At 60.8% G+C, this 17182-nt stretch carries 17 protein-coding genes; 8 read left to right on the top strand and 9 right to left on the bottom strand.

Features of this window, described 5'->3' with window-relative positions; genetic code table 11:
• Positions 1 to 104 precede the first annotated feature (104 nt).
• Entirely contained in the window at positions 105 to 1415 is a 1311-nt protein-coding gene (locus tag FW796_RS26580; RefSeq protein WP_446440356.1) for an MFS transporter, read from the top strand.
• Positions 1416 to 1493: 78 nt separating this feature from the next.
• On the opposite strand, the gene FW796_RS26575 is transcribed toward FW796_RS26580, so the two are convergent.
• The gene (locus FW796_RS26575; RefSeq protein ID WP_446440355.1) at positions 1494 to 1904 is read right to left on the bottom strand and encodes a hypothetical protein; all 411 of its coding nucleotides are present in this window, start codon (positions 1902 to 1904) and stop codon (positions 1494 to 1496) included.
• Positions 1901 to 2632: an SDR family oxidoreductase gene (locus FW796_RS26570; RefSeq protein ID WP_404937021.1), complete on the bottom strand. Its 732-nt coding sequence runs from the start codon at positions 2630 to 2632 to the stop codon at positions 1901 to 1903. The genes FW796_RS26575 and FW796_RS26570 overlap by 4 nt, the downstream gene beginning before the upstream one ends.
• Positions 2633 to 2732: 100 nt before the next feature.
• On the opposite strand from FW796_RS26570, the gene FW796_RS26565 reads away from it, so the two are divergent.
• From FW796_RS26565 to rarD, 3 genes are all read left to right on the top strand, one after another.
• Positions 2733 to 3632 (top strand): LysR family transcriptional regulator, encoded by a 900-nt coding sequence (locus FW796_RS26565; RefSeq protein WP_346635421.1) that lies wholly within the window; start codon positions 2733 to 2735, stop codon positions 3630 to 3632.
• 185 nt (positions 3633 to 3817) lie between these two features.
• Positions 3818 to 4831 carry an aldo/keto reductase gene (locus FW796_RS26560; protein ID WP_446440354.1) on the top strand — a complete coding sequence of 338 codons (1014 nt, stop codon included), beginning with the start codon at positions 3818 to 3820 and terminating at the stop codon, positions 4829 to 4831.
• A gap of 204 nt (positions 4832 to 5035) precedes the next feature.
• A complete protein-coding gene (rarD, locus tag FW796_RS26555; RefSeq protein WP_346635423.1) occupies positions 5036 to 5917 on the top strand; it encodes an EamA family transporter RarD in 882 nt (293 codons plus the stop codon).
• 51 nt (positions 5918 to 5968) lie between these two features.
• On the opposite strand, the gene hpaR is transcribed toward rarD, so the two are convergent.
• From hpaR to FW796_RS26540, 3 genes are all read right to left on the bottom strand, one after another.
• Entirely contained in the window at positions 5969 to 6391 is a 423-nt protein-coding gene (hpaR, locus tag FW796_RS26550; RefSeq protein ID WP_123725484.1) for a homoprotocatechuate degradation operon regulator HpaR, read from the bottom strand.
• A gap of 129 nt (positions 6392 to 6520) precedes the next feature.
• Positions 6521 to 7597, bottom strand: a complete 1077-nt coding sequence (gene hppD, locus FW796_RS26545; RefSeq protein ID WP_346635425.1) for a 4-hydroxyphenylpyruvate dioxygenase — start codon at positions 7595 to 7597, stop codon at positions 6521 to 6523.
• A 251-nt stretch (positions 7598 to 7848) separates the two neighbouring features.
• Entirely contained in the window at positions 7849 to 8805 is a 957-nt protein-coding gene (locus FW796_RS26540; protein WP_404940037.1) for a DMT family transporter, read from the bottom strand.
• 85 nt (positions 8806 to 8890) lie between these two features.
• Here FW796_RS26540 and FW796_RS26535 point away from each other — a divergent pair, with 85 nt between their 5' ends.
• The 3 genes from FW796_RS26535 to FW796_RS26525 all read left to right on the top strand — a co-directional run bounded on the left by FW796_RS26535 (position 8891) and on the right by FW796_RS26525 (position 12015).
• The gene (locus tag FW796_RS26535) at positions 8891 to 9784 is read left to right on the top strand and encodes a LysR family transcriptional regulator (protein ID WP_346635426.1); all 894 of its coding nucleotides are present in this window, start codon (positions 8891 to 8893) and stop codon (positions 9782 to 9784) included.
• 81 nt (positions 9785 to 9865) lie between these two features.
• Positions 9866 to 11404 (top strand): EAL domain-containing protein, encoded by a 1539-nt coding sequence (locus FW796_RS26530; RefSeq protein ID WP_446440353.1) that lies wholly within the window; start codon positions 9866 to 9868, stop codon positions 11402 to 11404.
• A 245-nt stretch (positions 11405 to 11649) separates the two neighbouring features.
• A complete protein-coding gene (locus FW796_RS26525; RefSeq protein WP_123725488.1) occupies positions 11650 to 12015 on the top strand; it encodes a histone-like nucleoid-structuring protein, MvaT/MvaU family in 366 nt (121 codons plus the stop codon).
• Positions 12016 to 12245: 230 nt separating this feature from the next.
• On the opposite strand, the gene FW796_RS26520 is transcribed toward FW796_RS26525, so the two are convergent.
• Positions 12246 to 12773, bottom strand: a complete 528-nt coding sequence (locus FW796_RS26520) for a DUF4946 domain-containing protein (RefSeq protein ID WP_446440352.1) — start codon at positions 12771 to 12773, stop codon at positions 12246 to 12248.
• 199 nt (positions 12774 to 12972) lie between these two features.
• On the opposite strand from FW796_RS26520, the gene gloA reads away from it, so the two are divergent.
• A complete protein-coding gene (gloA, locus tag FW796_RS26515; protein ID WP_346635429.1) occupies positions 12973 to 13494 on the top strand; it encodes a lactoylglutathione lyase in 522 nt (173 codons plus the stop codon).
• A gap of 168 nt (positions 13495 to 13662) precedes the next feature.
• Here gloA and ahpF read toward each other — a convergent pair whose 3' ends face one another.
• The 3 genes from ahpF to FW796_RS26500 form a co-directional block, all read right to left on the bottom strand.
• Positions 13663 to 15228 carry an alkyl hydroperoxide reductase subunit F gene (ahpF, locus tag FW796_RS26510; protein ID WP_446440351.1) on the bottom strand — a complete coding sequence of 522 codons (1566 nt, stop codon included), beginning with the start codon at positions 15226 to 15228 and terminating at the stop codon, positions 13663 to 13665.
• Positions 15229 to 15361: 133 nt separating this feature from the next.
• Positions 15362 to 15925 (bottom strand): alkyl hydroperoxide reductase subunit C, encoded by a 564-nt coding sequence (gene ahpC, locus FW796_RS26505; protein ID WP_011061677.1) that lies wholly within the window; start codon positions 15923 to 15925, stop codon positions 15362 to 15364.
• 151 nt (positions 15926 to 16076) lie between these two features.
• Entirely contained in the window at positions 16077 to 17015 is a 939-nt protein-coding gene (locus FW796_RS26500) for a site-specific integrase (protein WP_446440350.1), read from the bottom strand.
• Positions 17016 to 17182 lie beyond the last annotated feature (167 nt).

Raw genomic sequence — 17182 nt, 5'->3', positions numbered from 1 at the left:
GCTGTGCGCAGGCACAAAGACAGCGCTCTCGGTGTGACCGAGACTCTCAGGGCGGTCAACGTTACCCTTGCACCGCAAAAAATCATAATAAAGAGAGACACACCATGTCACAGAGCGCCGCTGCCCCACTGGCCCAGGCTGACGACAAGAACGCCGTCTACAAGCGCATCACCCTGCGCCTGATTCCCTTCATCTTCGTTTGCTATCTGTTCAACTACCTCGACCGGGTCAACGTTGGCTTCGCCAAGTTGCAGATGCTCGATGCCCTGAAATTCAGTGAAACGGTCTACGGCCTGGGCGCCGGGATCTTCTTTATCGGCTACGTGTTGTGCGGCGTACCGAGCAACCTGGCGCTGAACAGGTTCGGCCCACGGCGCTGGATCGCGCTGATGATGATCACCTGGGGCACCCTGTCCACCTGCCTGCTGTTTGTCACCACGCCGACCCAGTTCTATACCTTGCGCCTGTTCACCGGGGCCGCCGAAGCCGGCTTCTTCCCCGGGGTGGTGCTGTACCTCTCGCAGTGGTTCCCGACCTTCCGCCGTGGCCGGATCATGGCCCTGTTCATGTCGGCGATCCCGGTCTCGGGCCTGTTGGGCAGTCCGTTTTCCGGCTGGATCCTCAATCACTTCGCTGCCGGGCAAGGCGGTCTCGCCGGCTGGCAGTGGATGTTCCTGCTGCAGGGCATTCCCACGGTGGTACTCGGCGCCCTGGCGTTCTTCCTGCTCAGCGACAGCTTCGCCCACGCCAAGTGGCTGACGCCGGCTGAACGCGCGGTGCTGGAGGCCGACCAGGCCACGGACGCCGCCAACCAGCCGAAAACCGCCAGTGACTCCCTGACGGCCGTGTTCAAGAATCCGGCGATCTGGGCCTTCGGCCTGATCTACTTCTGCATCCAGAGCGGGGTCTACGCGATCAACTTCTGGCTGCCGTCGATCATCAAGAACCTGGGCTTTGCCGACAATCTGGTAATCGGTTGGCTGAGCGCGATTCCCTACCTGCTGGCGGCGGTGTTCATGCTGCTGGTGGGCCGCTCGGCGGACCTGCGCAAGGAGCGCCGCTGGCACCTTGTGGTGCCGATGCTGATGGGCGCCGTAGGTCTGCTGATCGCGGTGAACTTCGCCACCACCCCGGCCCTGGCCATCTTCGGCCTGACCCTCGCCACCATGGGCGCCCTCACCGGCCTGCCGATGTTCTGGCCGGTGCCCACCGCCCTGCTGAGTGCCGGAGCGGCGGCCGGTGGCTTGGCGCTGATCAACTCCATGGGCCAGATGGCCGGCTTCCTCAGCCCCTACCTGGTCGGTTGGGTCAAGGACAGCACCGGCTCCACCGATGCCGCGCTGTACCTGCTGGCCGGGGTGATTGTCGGCGGTAGTCTGCTGGCGCTGCGCATGACCCGCACCCTGAACCGCTAAGCCCCGGCCATACACAGCCCCGGCAACGACAAAAGCCCGTTCGAGCCTCTGCTCCAACGGGCTTTTTCACGCCTGGCCTCAGGCCGGTGCGCCACCTTGCTGGGCGTAGTCGTGACTGATGCTCAACTCCCCCGCCGCCGGAGCATCCAACTCCAGCACCAGGCCACCGGGCAAGCGGACGAAGATCTGCCAGATGCCGTCTTCCGGCACCTGCGCCACTTGATGCTCCAGGCCACTGGCTTGCACCCGCCGCAATACCGCTTCGGCCGCCTCCTGGGTGCTGAAGGCGATGTGGCTCAGCTGCGGCTCAGGGCAATCGGCCTGTTCGATGACGTGAACCAGCGCCTGCTGGTCCTGATACAGCCAGCGTCCGGGAAAGGGAAACGGTGGACGCCGTCCCGCTTGCAGGCCCAACAGATCGGCGAATGCCTGCTGCAACGCCTCGCCCTGGACGCAGTTGAACGCCAGGTGATCGAAGCGCCAGCTCACAGCAGGCCACCGCCATCGACATCGATCAGGCTGCCGCTGATAAAACCGTTCTCCATGGCCAGGATAAAGGCCGCGGCTACATCGTCCGGCTGCCCGACACGGCCCACCGGCAAGTTTGCAGCGGTGCGGGCGAACATGGCCTGCCGAGCCTCCTCGGGCATCCCGGCATAGGCTTCAGTGTCGGTGACCCCGGGGCTGATGACATTCACCCGACGCGGCGCCAGTTCCTTGGCCAGGTGCTTGCCCAGGGCTTCGAGGGCGGCATTGAGGGTGGTCTTGAGCACTTGCCCGGGGACCATTTTGCGCGACAGCAGACCCGAGGTCAGGCTGATGCTGCCCTGGGGCGCGAGCGTCGGCAGCGCCGCCTGGACCGCACGCCACACGCCCCAGAACTTCACCTCGAAAGCCCGCTGGGCATCCAGCAGGTCAGTGTCGGCCAGGGGCTTGGCGGCGATGGCCGGACCGGCACTGATCACCAGATGGTCAAAGGCACCCACGGCGCTGAACAGGTCACGGAGGCTGGCGGCGTCGGTGATGTCCACGGCGATGCTGCGGGCCGAGGGCGGCAACTGCGCCTGCTGCCGTTGCAGGGCTTCCAGGCTGCGCCCGGCCAGCACTACCTGTGCCCCTCGTGCGGCTGCCTGACGGGCCACGGCAGCACCCATGCCGCTACCGGCGCCAATCACCACTACGGTCTTGTGCTGCAAGCTTGCGTTGGAAAAACTCATTGCGATCACCTGGGTCATGTAAAGGTGATTGCATCTTCACAGCTTGCCAATCGAGGAAAAATCCCGCTAAAACGCAAAGATCTTTAAAGGATTTTTACTAATGAGCTCAATCCTCGACCTGGAAATCTTCATGCGCACCGCCGATTCCGGGAGCATATCCGCCGCCGCACGCTCCCTGGGCATGACGGCTGCCGCGGCCAGCATTGCCCTCAAGCGTTTGGAAACCCGCCTGGGCAGCCGCCTGCTGGCGCGCTCCACCCGCAGCATGCGCCTGACCGAAGAGGGGCGCCGCTACCTGGAAAGCGTGCGCCTGGCCCTGGCCACCCTGGAGGACGGTGAACAGGCGCTCAAGCAACAGAGCCAGGGCCTGGCTGGTGTGCTGCAACTGTCGGCCCCGTCGGACTTCGGCCGCAACGCGCTGCTGCCCTGGCTTGACGAGTTCAAGGCCGAGCACCCGCAACTGCGCCTGCAACTGCGGCTCAATGACCGCCACGCCGACCTGTTCCGCGACACCGTGGATGTGGCCCTGCGCTTTGGCGTGCCCGCGGACTCGAGTCTGGTGGCCCTGCCCATTCTCCCCGAACATCGCCGCCTGGCGTGCGCCAGCCCGGCTTATCTGGCCCGTTGCGGTACCCCGCAGTCCCCCGAGGCACTGTCGCACCACAGCGCCCTGCTTTACCTGCGTAACGGCCAACCCTATGACAGCTGGCGCTTCAGTCGTGGCGACGAGATTCGCGAGGTGTCGGTGCGTGGCGACTACCTGTGCGATGACGGCGAAGTGGCCCGACGCTGGGCCCTGGCCGGCCACGGCATTGTCTACAAGGCCCGGCTGGATGTGGCCGAGGATATCCGTGCCGGGCGCCTGGTGCCGCTGCTCGGCGACTGGCAAGGGGAACCGGCGCCGTTCAATCTGCTGTGTCCCCATCGTCTGCAGGTTTCCGAGCGGGTGCGCCTGCTGCACAGCTTCGTGTTGCAGCGCTGTCGGGCGCTGTGCCCCTGACCAGCACCGGCCCGGGGCGGCTGGCCGCTGCGCGGTTCGCCGGCAAGCCGGCTCCTACACGACAGCAGAATCTCCTTGCAGGAGGCGCCATTCAGGCATTGCAGAAGCCGGGCTTTGTGGTATTTGATGGTCGCCCCAATGGCCGGAAATGCCCTGGCCACCCCTCTAGCACAAGGATTTCGCCCATGAGCTATCGCATCCTCGGCCATTCCGGTCTCAAGGTTTCCAGCCTGACCCTGGGCACCATGATGTTCGGCGAGCAGACCAACACCGAAGACTCGCTGCGCATTATCGACAAGGCCTGGGACCAGGGGATCAACTTCATCGACACCGCCGACGTCTACACCCAGGGCCACTCCGAAGAAATTGTCGGCGAGGCCATTGCCAGCCACCGTCATGAGTGGGTGCTGGCATCCAAGGTCGGCTTCGGCCCGGCGGATGGCGTGCCCAACCGCAGCGGCCTGAGCCGCAAGCACATCTTCAACGGCATCGACGCCAGCCTGAACCGCCTGGGCACCGATTACCTGGACATCTACTACCTGCACCGCGAGGACCACGACACGCCGCTGGAGGTGAGCATCTCGGCCATTGGCGATCTGTTGCGCCAGGGCAAGATCCGCTACTGGGGCCTGTCCAATTACCGGGGCTGGCGGATTGCCGAGGCGATTCGAGTGGCCGACCAGTTGGGGGTGGACCGTCCGGTGATCAGCCAACCGCTGTACAACATCGTCAACCGCCAGGCCGAGGGCGAGCAGATTACCGCGGCCAAGGCCTATGGCCTGGGCGTCGTGCCCTACAGCCCCCTGGCTCGTGGTGTGCTCAGCGGCAAGTACGCTCCGGACGTGGCCCCGGACAGCGCCAGCCGCGCCGGACGCCAGGACAAGCGCATCCTGGAAACCGAGTGGCGGGTGGAATCTCTGCGCATCGCCCAGCAGATCCAGGAATACACCCAGGGTCGCGGGGTCGGCATCGTCGAGTTCGCCATCGCCTGGGTGCTGAATAACCAGGCGGTGAGTTCGGCCATTGTCGGCCCGCGCACTGAAGCCCAGTGGGACGCCTACACCCGGGCCCTGGAGGTGAAGATCAGCCCTGAGGATGAAGCCTTCATCGACGCCCTGGTGACCCCGGGACACGCCTCGACCCCGGGCTTCAACGATGTGAGCCATTTCGTCTCCGGTCGTTTTCCGCACCTGGGCTGAACGCTGCCGGTGGCGGCGCAAAGGCGTGCGCCACCGGCCTTGGGCTCAACCGGCTCTGCTGCACTTTGGCCTTAAACGAGAAAAAATCCCGCCGCGATGGCGCAATCAGAGCAAATATCTCGCGTCTGACCCTCTATATTCCTCCTCGCTTCTCCCCCCCCTTATTTCTATGTGTCCCGAGCGTTCGGGTATTACGAGGACAGTGTGTCTAAAGGAATTGCGTTATCGGTCCTGGCGTCGGTGCTGTTTGCCGTCATGTATTTCTACACCTCCCTGCTGACGCCCCTGACCGGGGTAGAGATTTTCGGCTGGCGCATGCTGCTGACCCTACCCTGCATGACCCTGTTCATGATCTTCAGTGGCGAGTGGCACCGGGTCGGCGAAGTGCTGCGACAGGTGGCGAGCAAACCGATGCTGAGCCTGGCGCTGCTGCTCTCGTCAGCCCTGGTGGGGGTGCAGCTCTGGTTGTTCATGTGGGCACCGCTCAACGGCTACAGCCTGGATGTGTCACTGGGGTATTTCCTGCTGCCACTGACCATGGTCCTGACCGGACGCATCGTGTATGGCGAGCGTCTGTCGCGCTTGCAGAAAGTCGCCACGGTGCTGGCCTGCCTCGGGGTGCTCAACGAGCTGTATCAAGTGGGCAGTTTTTCCTGGGCGACCCTGGTGGTGGCCGTAGGCTACCCGTTGTATTTCGTCCTGCGGCGTCGCCTGGGCACCGATCATCTGGGCGGCCTGTGGCTGGACATGGCGTTGTTGATCCCGGTGGCACTGTGGTTTGTGCAAGGAGGCGAACAGGGATTTGCCGTGGTGGACAGCCATCCCGGCCTGTACCTGCTGATTCCTCTGCTGGGGGTGATCAGCGCCTCGGCGTTGGCGTGCTACGTCATCGCCAGTCGCTTGCTGGCCTTCAGTCTGTTCGGCCTGCTCAGTTATGTGGAGCCGGTACTGCTGCTGTTTGTCGCGCTGCTGCTGGGGGAAAGCATCAAGGCCGGGGAATGGCTGACGTACATCCCGGTCTGGCTGGCGGTGCTGGTGCTGGTGCTCGAAGGGGTCAAACACCTGCTGCGCCAACGCCGCAACTGATCGACGCGCCCGCATGGGCCTGGGCAGGCCAGGTTCGGGCGCCGTTGGGGATCAGGGCTTGATCTGCTTCAGCTCATTGAGCAGGGCCAGCAAGGCCTGCATCTTGTCCTCGCCAAATTGCTGCTGGATTTTCTGGTAATTGATTTCCATGTCACCGCTCATGGACTCGAAACACGCCTGGCCCTTTTCGGTCAGGGTGATGAACAGGCGGCGCTGGTCCTCCGGAGATTTGCGGCGGCTGACGTACTCATCGCGCTCCAGGCGAGTCAGCACGCCGGTCATGCTGGGCGGCAGGATGCAGGCCATCTTCGCCAACTGGTGGCTCTCCAGCTCACCGTTCTGGCGCAGGATGCGGATGACCCGCCATTGCTGCTCGGTCAAGTCGTGCTGGTTCAGCGATGGGCGGAAAAATGCCATGGCGGCCTCACGGGCCTGCAGCAGGGTCAAGGTCAGGGAAGGTCTGGGTGTTTTCATCGAGGCGTCGGTCAAGGGCTGGGAAACAAAGGCGGAAACATTAACACATTCACTATCGCCAACCGACAGGCAAAATAAAGCCCGATCAGGCATGGCCTGATCGGGCTCTGTGCTCAAGCCTGCCGAGGGTTACTCGGTGGCCAGTACACCGCGACGCACCTGGTCGCGTTCGATCGATTCGAACAGTGCCTTGAAGTTGCCCTCGCCGAAACCATCGTCGCCTTTACGCTGGATGAATTCGAAGAACACCGGGCCCATCAGGGTTTCCGAGAAGATCTGCAGCAGCAGGCGCTTGTCACCGGCTTCCGAGGAACCGTCCAGCAGGATGCCGCGGGACTGCAACTCATTGACCGGCTCGCCGTGGTTCGGCAGGCGACCTTCGAGCATCTCGTAGTAGGTTTCCGGCGGCGCGGTCATGAAGCGCATGCCGATCTTCTTCAGCGCGTCCCAGGTCTTCACCAAATCGTCGGTGAGGAAGGCCACATGCTGGATGCCCTCGCCGTTGAACTGCATCAGGAACTCTTCGATCTGCCCGGCGCCCTTGGACGATTCCTCGTTCAGCGGGATGCGGATCATGCCATCCGGAGCGGTCATGGCCTTGGAGGTCAGGCCGGTGTATTCGCCCTTGATGTCGAAGTAACGGATCTCGCGGAAGTTGAACAGCTTCTCGTAGAAGCCGGCCCAATAGGCCATGCGCCCGCGATACACGTTGTGGGTCAGGTGATCGATGATCTTCAGGCCGGCACCCGGTGGGTTGCGGTCCACGCCTTCGAGGTAGACGAAGTCGATGTCATAGATCGAGCTGCCTTCACCGAAACGGTCGATCAGGTACAACGGCGCGCCGCCAATGCCCTTGATCGCCGGCAGGTTCAGTTCCATCGGGCCGGTTTCAATGTGGATCGGCTGGGCGCCGAGTTCCAGGGCGCGGTTGTAAGCCTTTTGCGAGTCCTTGACCCGGAACGCCATGCCGCACACCGACGGGCCGTGTTCGGCCGCGAAGTAGGAAGCGACGCTGTGGGGCTCGTTGTTGAGGATCAGGTTGATCGCGCCCTGACGGTACAAATGCACGTTTTTTGAACGATGGGTCGCGACTTTGGTGAAACCCATGATCTCGAAGATCGGTTCGAGGGTGTTGGGGGTAGGCGATGCGAATTCGATGAATTCAAAGCCCATCAGGCCCATTGGGTTTTCGAAGATATCTGCCATGGTTGGCGCCTCATCATATTTTTAGAATTAACGGATCGTTAGTTGCTATCAATGCTGAGGAAAGAAGGTGGTGCGCAGGAGATACCCCGCACGCTGCGGGCGAGGAAGTCACCGTAGATCAGTTGAAACCCGAGAATCTTCATTTCGACCCTGTCTTACAGGCTGGGGGACGAGGCTTCTGCTGCCAGAAGACTTTATTATTGTATGCGTAACCGGATTCTACACAGCGTAAAAGCCTTTGTCCGCATTCTCTATAAAATCGCCTTTTTCGCCTGGCCCGCAAGGGGTTTGTTGCACTGGTAGATGCCGCCGAGAATCAACACCCCGCCCAATCCCATCACCAGGCTCAGTTGCTCTCCCAGCAACAGTGCGCCCAGCAGCACTGCCGTCAGCGGGTTGAGGGCAATGAACACTCCGGAGCGGGTGGCACCGATGCGTCGCAGGCCGTCGTAGTACCAGATATAGGCCAGCGCCGATCCCAGGACACCCAGGTACAGCAGGCTCAAGCCCTGGCTCAGGTCCAGGCGGACAATGGCATGCAGGTCGAACTCGCCCCGAGCCAGGGTCGTGGCCCACAGCATCAGGGTTCCCATCAGGATCGAATAGGTGACAGTCTGCAACGGGCCGAGGTGCTGATTGAGGTCTTTGGAAAACAGCGAGTACACCCCCCAACCCAGGACGCAGCCGAGTATCAACAGGTCGCCATACCAGCCCCCTGCCCCGGCAGCCAGGGCCGAAGGATCGCGACTGCAGATCACCAGGGCGGCACCGCTCAGGCACAACAGGATGCCCAGCAACTTGCGCCGGCTCAGGCGCTCCTTGAACAGTGCCCAGGACGCCAGGGCAATCAGTGCAGGATTGAGCGCCACGATCAAGGATGCCCGCGATGCGTTGACCTGTTGCAGGCCGAGGAAGAAGCACAGGTTGTAGAAGAAGATGCCGAAGAACCCCAGGAGTGCCAGTTGGCCGAGCTGCTTGAGGCTGGGGCGGACCAGGGCAATACGCGCCACCGCCATGAAGCCAAGTAGGGCCAGGCTGGCGAGCAAGAAACGCAGGCTGGCAGCCAGCAAGGGGGAAAAGCCACCGGCCAGGTAACGTCCGGCGACGAAGGTGCCGCCCCAGATCATGGTCACTGCTGCCAGTTTGCAATAGACCACCAGGTCCCCGTGATCGGCCGCCAGGGGGCCGCTAATACCGCTTTCATTCATGTTCATGCTGCTCTGTGGCCGTGGATTTGTGCTGCAAGGCCATTCTTTGTCTAATAGTTAATCATCGTAAAATGAGCGTTTACTCATGACCCTGACCCAATTGGAGATCTTCTCCCGGGTGGCCGAGCTTGCGGGCTTCACCAGCGCCGCCACGCGCCTGGGCATCACCCAGTCGGCCGTGTCCCACGCCATCAAGTCCCTGGAACAGGAACTGGGGGTCGAGTTGTTCCGCCGCCATCAGGCCCAGGTCGAGCTCACCGATATCGGTGGCCAACTGTTGCTGCGGGCCCGGGCCATGCTGGGGCTGGCAGCGACCTTGGAGCAGGAGGCCGCCGATGCTCGGGGCATGAAGCGCGGCACTTTGCGCATCGGCTCCTTTGGCCCCACGTCCTCCATGCACCTGTTGCCATCCATCCTCAAGGAGTACCGACGCGAGCATCCGGGAATCGAGGTGCATATCGACGAGGGACCGGATCGCCAGGTGCTGCAATGGCTGGAGGAGCGACGGGTCGACGTGGGGTTCGTGGTGTTGCCCGAGGAGCGTTTCGATACCTTCGCACTGATCGAGGACCAGTTGGTCGCGCTGATTCCCGCAGGCCATGCCCTGGCCCGGGAGCAACAGATCCGCCTCGAACAGCTGTGTCACGATCCCTTCGTACTTACCGAAGCCGGCTCGGCCGAGCTGGTTACGCGCTTATTCACCGGCGCCGGCCTGAGTCCCAACATCCGCTATCGCAGCTCGCAGTTGCTCAGCACCCTGGAAACCGTGGCCCGGGGTGACGCCTTGAGCATTCTGGCCGAGCTGTCCTTGCCACCGGCTGCGGACGCCCGCTATGAAAGCAAGCCCCTGTCGCCGCCGGTGCGGCGCCAGGTGGGGATCGCCGTGCTCGACCGGCGCCAGGCATCGCCGGCAGCTCTGGCCTTTATCCAGCATGCGCAACGCCTGTATCGTCATCCAAAGCCGTCTATCCTGCGATGATCGAGACAACACCAGGAGGCTGCTGCCCCTGCTGCGGCAGCCACACGCTGGCAGGCCCCTCCTCTTCCACAGGTTCGATCCATGCCCCTGACCGCCAAAGGTCCGCTAAAGCGCTCTACCCGCACACTCTGGACATTGCTGGCGATTGTGCTCCCCATCGCACTGGGGGGCGTCATTCTCTATGCCCAGGCCGAACGAGCGCTGGTACGCAGTAGCCTGGAAACCGCCGAAGAAGCCATTCGCCAGTTCGACCTGATGCTGGACAACACCGACATCGCCGCCAGGGCGCTGCTGCCCCAGGCAGGCCTGGAGTGCGACGAGGTCCGGCAACTGGCCCTGCGCGACCAGGTGACTCGCCGGCCATTCGTGCGCTCGACCAACCTGGTGTGGCGCAACAACAACTATTGCAGTTCATTGCTGGGCAACTATCCGGTACCCCTCGAGCCCCGGGACTACGTTGATGGCCGGCTCTGGCTCATGAGTGGCAACCCCATCACCCCCAACACCGCGCTGCTGGTCTACCGCTGGAGTGAGGGCGAGCGCTCGGCCCTGGCGACCATCGACGGTTATCACCTGACCAACGCCCTGCGCCTGATCAGCCGCTTCGCCCATTTGCAACTGCAGGTGGGCGAGCACTGGTTGTCCAGTGACGGCAGGGTCCACGACGGCGCGCCGCCACTGGCAGCAGTGGCCAGCGAGCAATTAAGCTCATCACGCTATCCCTACAGCGTCAGTGCCGGATTTCCCGAGGGGGACACCTGGAAATACATGAAAAGCCAGTATCCGGCGTTGTTCAGCCTGCTGGTGTTTCTCGGTGCCGCCGCCGGTGTCCTGGCCCATTGGCTGCAAAAGCGCTCCGCCTCTCCCAGCCATGAATTGCGCCGGGCACTGGAAGCCCGGGAATTCATTCCATACTTTCAGCCGGTGGTGCGCGGCGACACGCTGCAATGGGCCGGCATTGAAGTGCTGATGCGCTGGCAACATCCGAAAGAGGGGCTGGTGCGTCCGGACCTGTTCATCCCCTTCGCCGAACACTCGGGGCTGATCGTGCCCATGACTCGTTCACTGATGCAGCAGACGATGCAGGCGTTGGCCCCCCACGCTGCCGACTTCACTGACGGTTTTCATATCGGCATCAACATCACCGCCAGTCACTGTCATGACCTGCAGTTGCTGGAGGACTGTCGGGAGTTTCTCGCCGCCTTCCCTCCCGGCAAAGTGATCCTGGTACTGGAGTTGACCGAACGCGAGCTGATCGAGCCCACGGCCACCACCCTGCAGCTGTTTGCCGCCTTGCATGAGCTCGGGGTAATGATCGCCATCGACGACTTCGGCACCGGGCATTCCAGTCTGGGTTATCTGCGTCAGTTCAATGTCGATTACTTGAAGATCGATCAGAGCTTCGTCGCCATGATCGGTGCCGACGCACTGTCGCTGCATATACTCGACAGCATTATCCAACTCTCGGCCAAACTCGATCTGGGCATCGTCGCCGAAGGTATTGAAACTGCCGAACAACGGGATTACCTCGCAGCTCAAGGGGTGGATTTCCTGCAGGGTTATTTATTCGGACGCCCCATGCCCAGTGCAGAATTTGTTGCGACCGTTGCGCGCCATTAAATGGCCATACCAGAACATCAAGTACTCGATACCGATAACTCGGGACATGCACCAATTTGATTAAATTGGCAAATACAGGCTTGAACAAGAACAACCTGATTTACTCGCGCGCCATTAACTACTACAATTTTTCCCGCCTGTACAAGATTCACAGGTAGGCCACTTAATCGAGCCTTAACCGGCTTATGGCTTATAGCTTTGTTTGTGGTTTGTATCAGCCAAAATAGACTATTGGAGTGAAGATATTGTCCAGACTTGCTGAATTTCGTGCTGCAGAAAAAGCACTTCAAGAACAGCTCGCGCAGCTTGAATCCCTGAAGAATGACGCCGGACTCAAAAAGGAAATCGAGTTCGAAGAGAAACTCCAGGCCCTGATGAAATCCTACGACAAGAGTTTGCGTGACATCATCGCAATCCTTGATCCCAACCTGGGCAAAGGCGGCCTGCCACAAGCCAACGCCCCTAAACAGCGCCGCGCACGCGTGGTGAAGGTCTATCAGAACCCGCACACCGGTGAACTGATTGAAACCAAGGGCGGCAATCATCGCGGCCTGAAAGCTTGGAAAGAACAGTACGGTGCTGCCACTGTGGATTCCTGGCTGCGCGCTTGAACAAAGCCGCAACCTGAAAAAGGCCCTGCATATGCAGGGCCTTTTACATTGATAAGAATATTCTTATTACGACTTGAATCTAAGGGAAGATCCAGCCCAGCTGCTGGCGATGAGCCAGCCCATGATAGACCTTGCAATAAGGCCAGCCCCGAACCAACTACTCGCTTAATGCCTTTTCGATAACGAACTCGCCACACGCGAAAAGCAAACCGACTATTTCAGATTTTTCCTTAAAGTTTGAGGCTATTTCGTACAGCGAGTATTTGATCCTGACTGTCGGCATAAGCCGCTGCTTGGCCGGCGTATGAAAGTACATAAGCCTTATCCCCATCCAGCGCCGCCACCAGTGTTTGCGACAACACATGTCGCCCATTCTGGGTAATGGTACAAGTGGTCTCCAGAGCGTCGAGACGACTCAACTGCGCGGCATGAATCTTGTTACAGACACTCTGATATCCGCCTCGGGCAAAGTCTTTCTGTACCGACTTGCGCATTTCCAGCAATACCCCTTGAAGATTGACTACATGCCCACTCTCCACCTGGGTCATGGTCAACTCCATGACCAGTTGCGGATTGCCCGCGGCATCGTTCTTCACCGCCCGCTGCCGGGAAACCTGGGCGGCCTGATCCGCCTCCTGGACGGGCACTGGCTCCACGGTCCAGCCCTCGGGCCAGGCAACCTCCGGTTGCGCCTGGACAGCGCCCGCAAACATCAGCAGCAACAGGCCCGCAGCCTGGGTTCTAAACGACTCGATCATGGACTGGCACACTTGAGGAACAGGCCTTGAAGTCTGAGCCTGGCGCCAGGAATGGGCAATAGATCAGGAGCTTTGGGTTTGGCGCCATCCTGCCCAATTGCGTATCATTGCCCGATTCCAAGGATGTCCGAACCATTGCCTGCCAAGGACTTCCCCACCCTCGCGGGAAGCCTTTGCCGCACTTTCTTCTGGAGGGCCCATGAGCCTTAACGAACTCAACACTTTCCCCGGCGTGACTGCCCAACCGGACCCAGCCACTGCCCGTTTCGTGTTCAACCACACCATGCTGCGGGTCAAGGACATCACTCGCTCCCTGGACTTCTACACCCGGGTCCTGGGCTTTTCCCTGGTGGAAAAACGCGATTTCCCCGAAGCCGAATTCAGCCTGTACTTCCTCGCACTGGTGGACAAGTCGCAGATTCCGGCCGACGCTGCGGCCCGTACCGAATGGATGAAGTCGATCCCCGGAATTCTCGAACTGACCCACAACCACGGCACCGAGAACGACCCGGACTTCGCCTATCACAACGGCAACACCGACCCGCGTGGCTTTGGTCATATCTGCATCTCGGTGCCGGACATTGTCGCTGCCTGCGAACGTTTCGAGACCCTGGGCTGCGACTTCCAGAAGCGCCTGAATGACGGCCGCATGAAGAGCCTGGCCTTCATCAAGGACCCGGATGGCTACTGGGTCGAGATCATCCAGCCGGCGCCGCTGTAACCCTTTGCCGGTACAGAGCCGGCCTGTGTAGGCGCTGGCCTGCCAGCGAACGCGTCCTCAACGGCGCAAGGCCCAAGGGCCTCTTCAGCGGCCAACCGACGCCTACCAGCACAGCAATAAAAAACCCCATGAGCCAAGCTCATGGGGTTTTGTTTTTTCAGCGGCCGATCAAGCCGGTGCTGATGTGCGGATCAAGTGATCGAATGCACTGAGGGAGGCCTTGGCGCCCTCGCCCACCGCAATCACGATCTGCTTGAAGGGCACTGTCGTTACGTCACCGGCAGCAAATACTCCAGGCAGCGAAGTCTCGCCACGGGCATCGACGATGATCTCGCCACGGGGCGACAGTTCCACCGCGCCCTTGAGCCAATCGGTGTTGGGCAATAGGCCGATCTGCACAAAGATGCCTTCCAGGTCCACCGTGTGGAACTCACCCGAATCGCGATCCTTGTAGGCCAGGCCGGTGACCTTCTGCCCATCACCCTTCACTTCACTGGTCAGGGCACTGGTGATGACCTTGACGTTGGCCAGGCTGTACAGCTTGCGTTGCAACACGGCATCGGCCCGCAGCTTGCTGTCGAACTCCAGCAAGGTTACGTGGCTGACGATACCCGCCAGGTCGATCGCCGCTTCGACGCCGGAGTTACCGCCACCAATCACCGCCACACGCTTGCCTTTGAACAGCGGACCATCGCAGTGCGGGCAGAAACACACGCCCTTGGCCTTGTACTCCTGCTCACCCGGCACACCCATTTCACGCCAGCGGGCACCCGTCGCCAGGATCACCGACTTGGCCTTCAGGCTGGCGCCGCTTTCAAACTGAATCTCATGCAGACCGCCCACTTCCTTGGCCGGCACCAGGGCACTGGCACGCTGCAGGTTCATGATGTCGACGTCGTATTGCTTGACGTGCTCTTCGAGTGCCGCGGCCAGTTTTGGCCCTTCGGTCTCTTTCACCGAAACAAAGTTCTCGATGGCCATGGTATCCAGTACCTGGCCGCCGAAGCGCTCGGCCGCGACCCCGGTACGAATGCCTTTACGAGCGGCGTAGATGGCTGCCGCAGCGCCGGCTGGACCGCCGCCGACCACCAGCACATCGAAGGCCTCTTTGGCGTTGAGCTTCTGCGCCTGCTTCTCTACCGCACCGGTGTCGAGTTTGGCGAGGATCTCTTCCAACCCCATGCGACCCTGGCCGAAGTTCACGCCATTGAGGTAGACACTGGGCACCGCCATGACCTTGCGTTCATCAACTTCGGCCTGGAACAGCGCGCCGTCGATCGCCACATGACGGATGTTCGGGTTGAGCACCGCCATCAGGTTCAGGGCCTGGACCACGTCCGGGCAGTTCTGGCAAGACAGCGAGAAGTAGGTCTCGAAGTTGAACTCACCTTTGAGCGAGCGGATCTGTTCGATCACTTCAGCGCTGGCTTTCGATGGGTGACCGCCGACTTGCAACAGGGCCAGCACCAGCGAGGTGAATTCGTGGCCCATGGGAATGCCGGCGAAACGCAGGCTGATATCACTTCCCGGGCGATTCAACGAGTACGACGGCTTGCGCCCATCGGTACCGTTGTCGAGCAACGTAATCTGGTTGGAAAGACTGACAATGTCTTTGAGTAACTCGAGCATTTCCTGGGATTTCGCACCGTCGTCGAGGGAGGCGACGATCTCGATCGGCTGGGTGACCCGTTCCAGGTATGACTTCAACTGAGCTTTAAGATTGGCGTCCAACATACGGGCGATTTCCATGTTCTGAATAAAGAGATGATTCGGTAAAAAAAAACGCCCGAGCGAATCTCGCCCGGGCGTTTTGGGGGCGGTGCAGCTTACTTAGGTGCGGATCACCGCCCTGGAGTCAAACATGGACTTAGATCTTGCCGACCAGGTCCAGGGACGGAGCCAGGGTGGCCTCACCTTCTTTCCACTTGGCTGGGCAGACTTCGCCTGGGTGCGCGGCAACGTATTGAGCGGCCTTGATCTTGCGCAGCAGCTCGGAAGCGTCACGGCCTACGCCGCCATCGTTGATTTCAACGATCTTGATCTGGCCTTCCGGGTTGATCACGAAGGTGCCGCGGTCAGCCAGACCGGCTTCTTCGATCAACACGTCGAAGTTGCGAGAGATGGCCAGGGTTGGGTCGCCGATCATGGTGTACTGGATCTTGCCGATGGCTGGCGAGGTGTTGTGCCAGGCAGCGTGAGCAAAGTGGGTGTCGGTGGAAACGCTGTAGATCTCAACACCCAGCTTCTGGAACTCGGCGTAGTTGTCGGCCAGGTCTTCCAGCTCGGTTGGGCAAACGAAGGTGAAGTCAGCCGGGTAGAAGAACACGACAGACCATTTGCCTTTCAGATCAGCGTCCGACACTTCGACGAATGCGCCGTTTTTGAATGCGGTAGCTTTGAACGGTTTAACTTGGCTGTTGATGATAGGCATCGTTGACTCTCCATCAGTGGTTGAAAACATTGGGTGAAAACTTGATGGAGAGAATCCTAACCAATGAGTCTCCGCTTGGCTCATTGGCAAACCTGATGCTACCGATTGGTTTTGGCTATCAGCCGACAGTATTAATAGAAGAAACCTCTGACTACTGGCGAACCGGCTTCGGATCAATCAGCGCCATACCCATGAACGGGCTGGCCTCGACATAGCGCATGGCGGACTTCAGGTCCTTCCAGCCCACATAGCTCATCAGGGACTTGAGGTCCCAACCGCTGCGGTGGGCCCAGGTGGCAAAACCACGGCGCAGGGAGTGGCTGGTGTAATGCTCGGCGTCGATGCCGGCGCGCTCCAGAGCCTGGCGCAGCAACGGAATCACGCTATTGGCGTGCAGCCCCTGTTCGCTCAGGTGGCCCCAGCGGTCGATGCTGCGAAACACTGGGCCGCGCACCAGTGCGGCGCCGTTGATCCAGTCGACATAGGCCTGTACCGGACACAGACGCTGCAGCGCCGGCGTGTGAAAGGTGCGCCCCAGATTGTCGCGATCACCCTTGCTGCGCGGCAGATAGAGGCTGATGCCGGAACCGGCCATGGCTTGCACATCCTCGACCTGCAGGCGACACAGTTCATCACTGCGAAAACCCCGCCAAAACCCCAGCAGGATCAGCGCCCGGTCGCGGCGCGCTCGTAACAGGTCGGCCTGACGGCCTTCGGCGGCAGCGGCTGTACCCTCCTCGTCAAGCCAGGCAATCACCTGCTCCAGATGCTGCAACTGCAAGGGCTCGGCTTGTTTCTCGCGCACTGGATGCAACGCACGAATGCCCTTGAACACCTGGCGTACCACTGGCGCCTTGGTCGGATCGGCAAAACCCTGGCTGTTGTGCCATTGAGCCAGTGCAGAAAGGCGCAACCTCAGGGTGTTGATCGACAACTCCCCGGCGTAAGCCGCGAGATAACGGGCCACGCTCTCCGCCGTCGTCGGTAGGAACCCGCCCCACTGCACCTCGAAATGCTCGATCGCCGCCCGATAACTGCGACGGGTGTTATCGCGGGTAGCGGCTTGCAGGTAACGCTCCAGCTCACTCATGACAGTTCAACCCCGACAGATGTACGCCAGCGAAAAGACAAAGAAGCGCCGAACGCCCCATGACACTGGGTAATACTACAATATCCCAGGTCATATTCTCTCTATCTTGAAACTTTGCCTACCTGTACAATAATCATTAATTACATACCATGTATCACAGTATTAAA

The sequence above is a fragment of the Pseudomonas sp. 910_21 genome (genome assembly GCF_052850735.1).
Note: the sequence above shows the minus strand (reverse complement) of the source record. Positions and strands in the feature narration are given on the sequence as shown.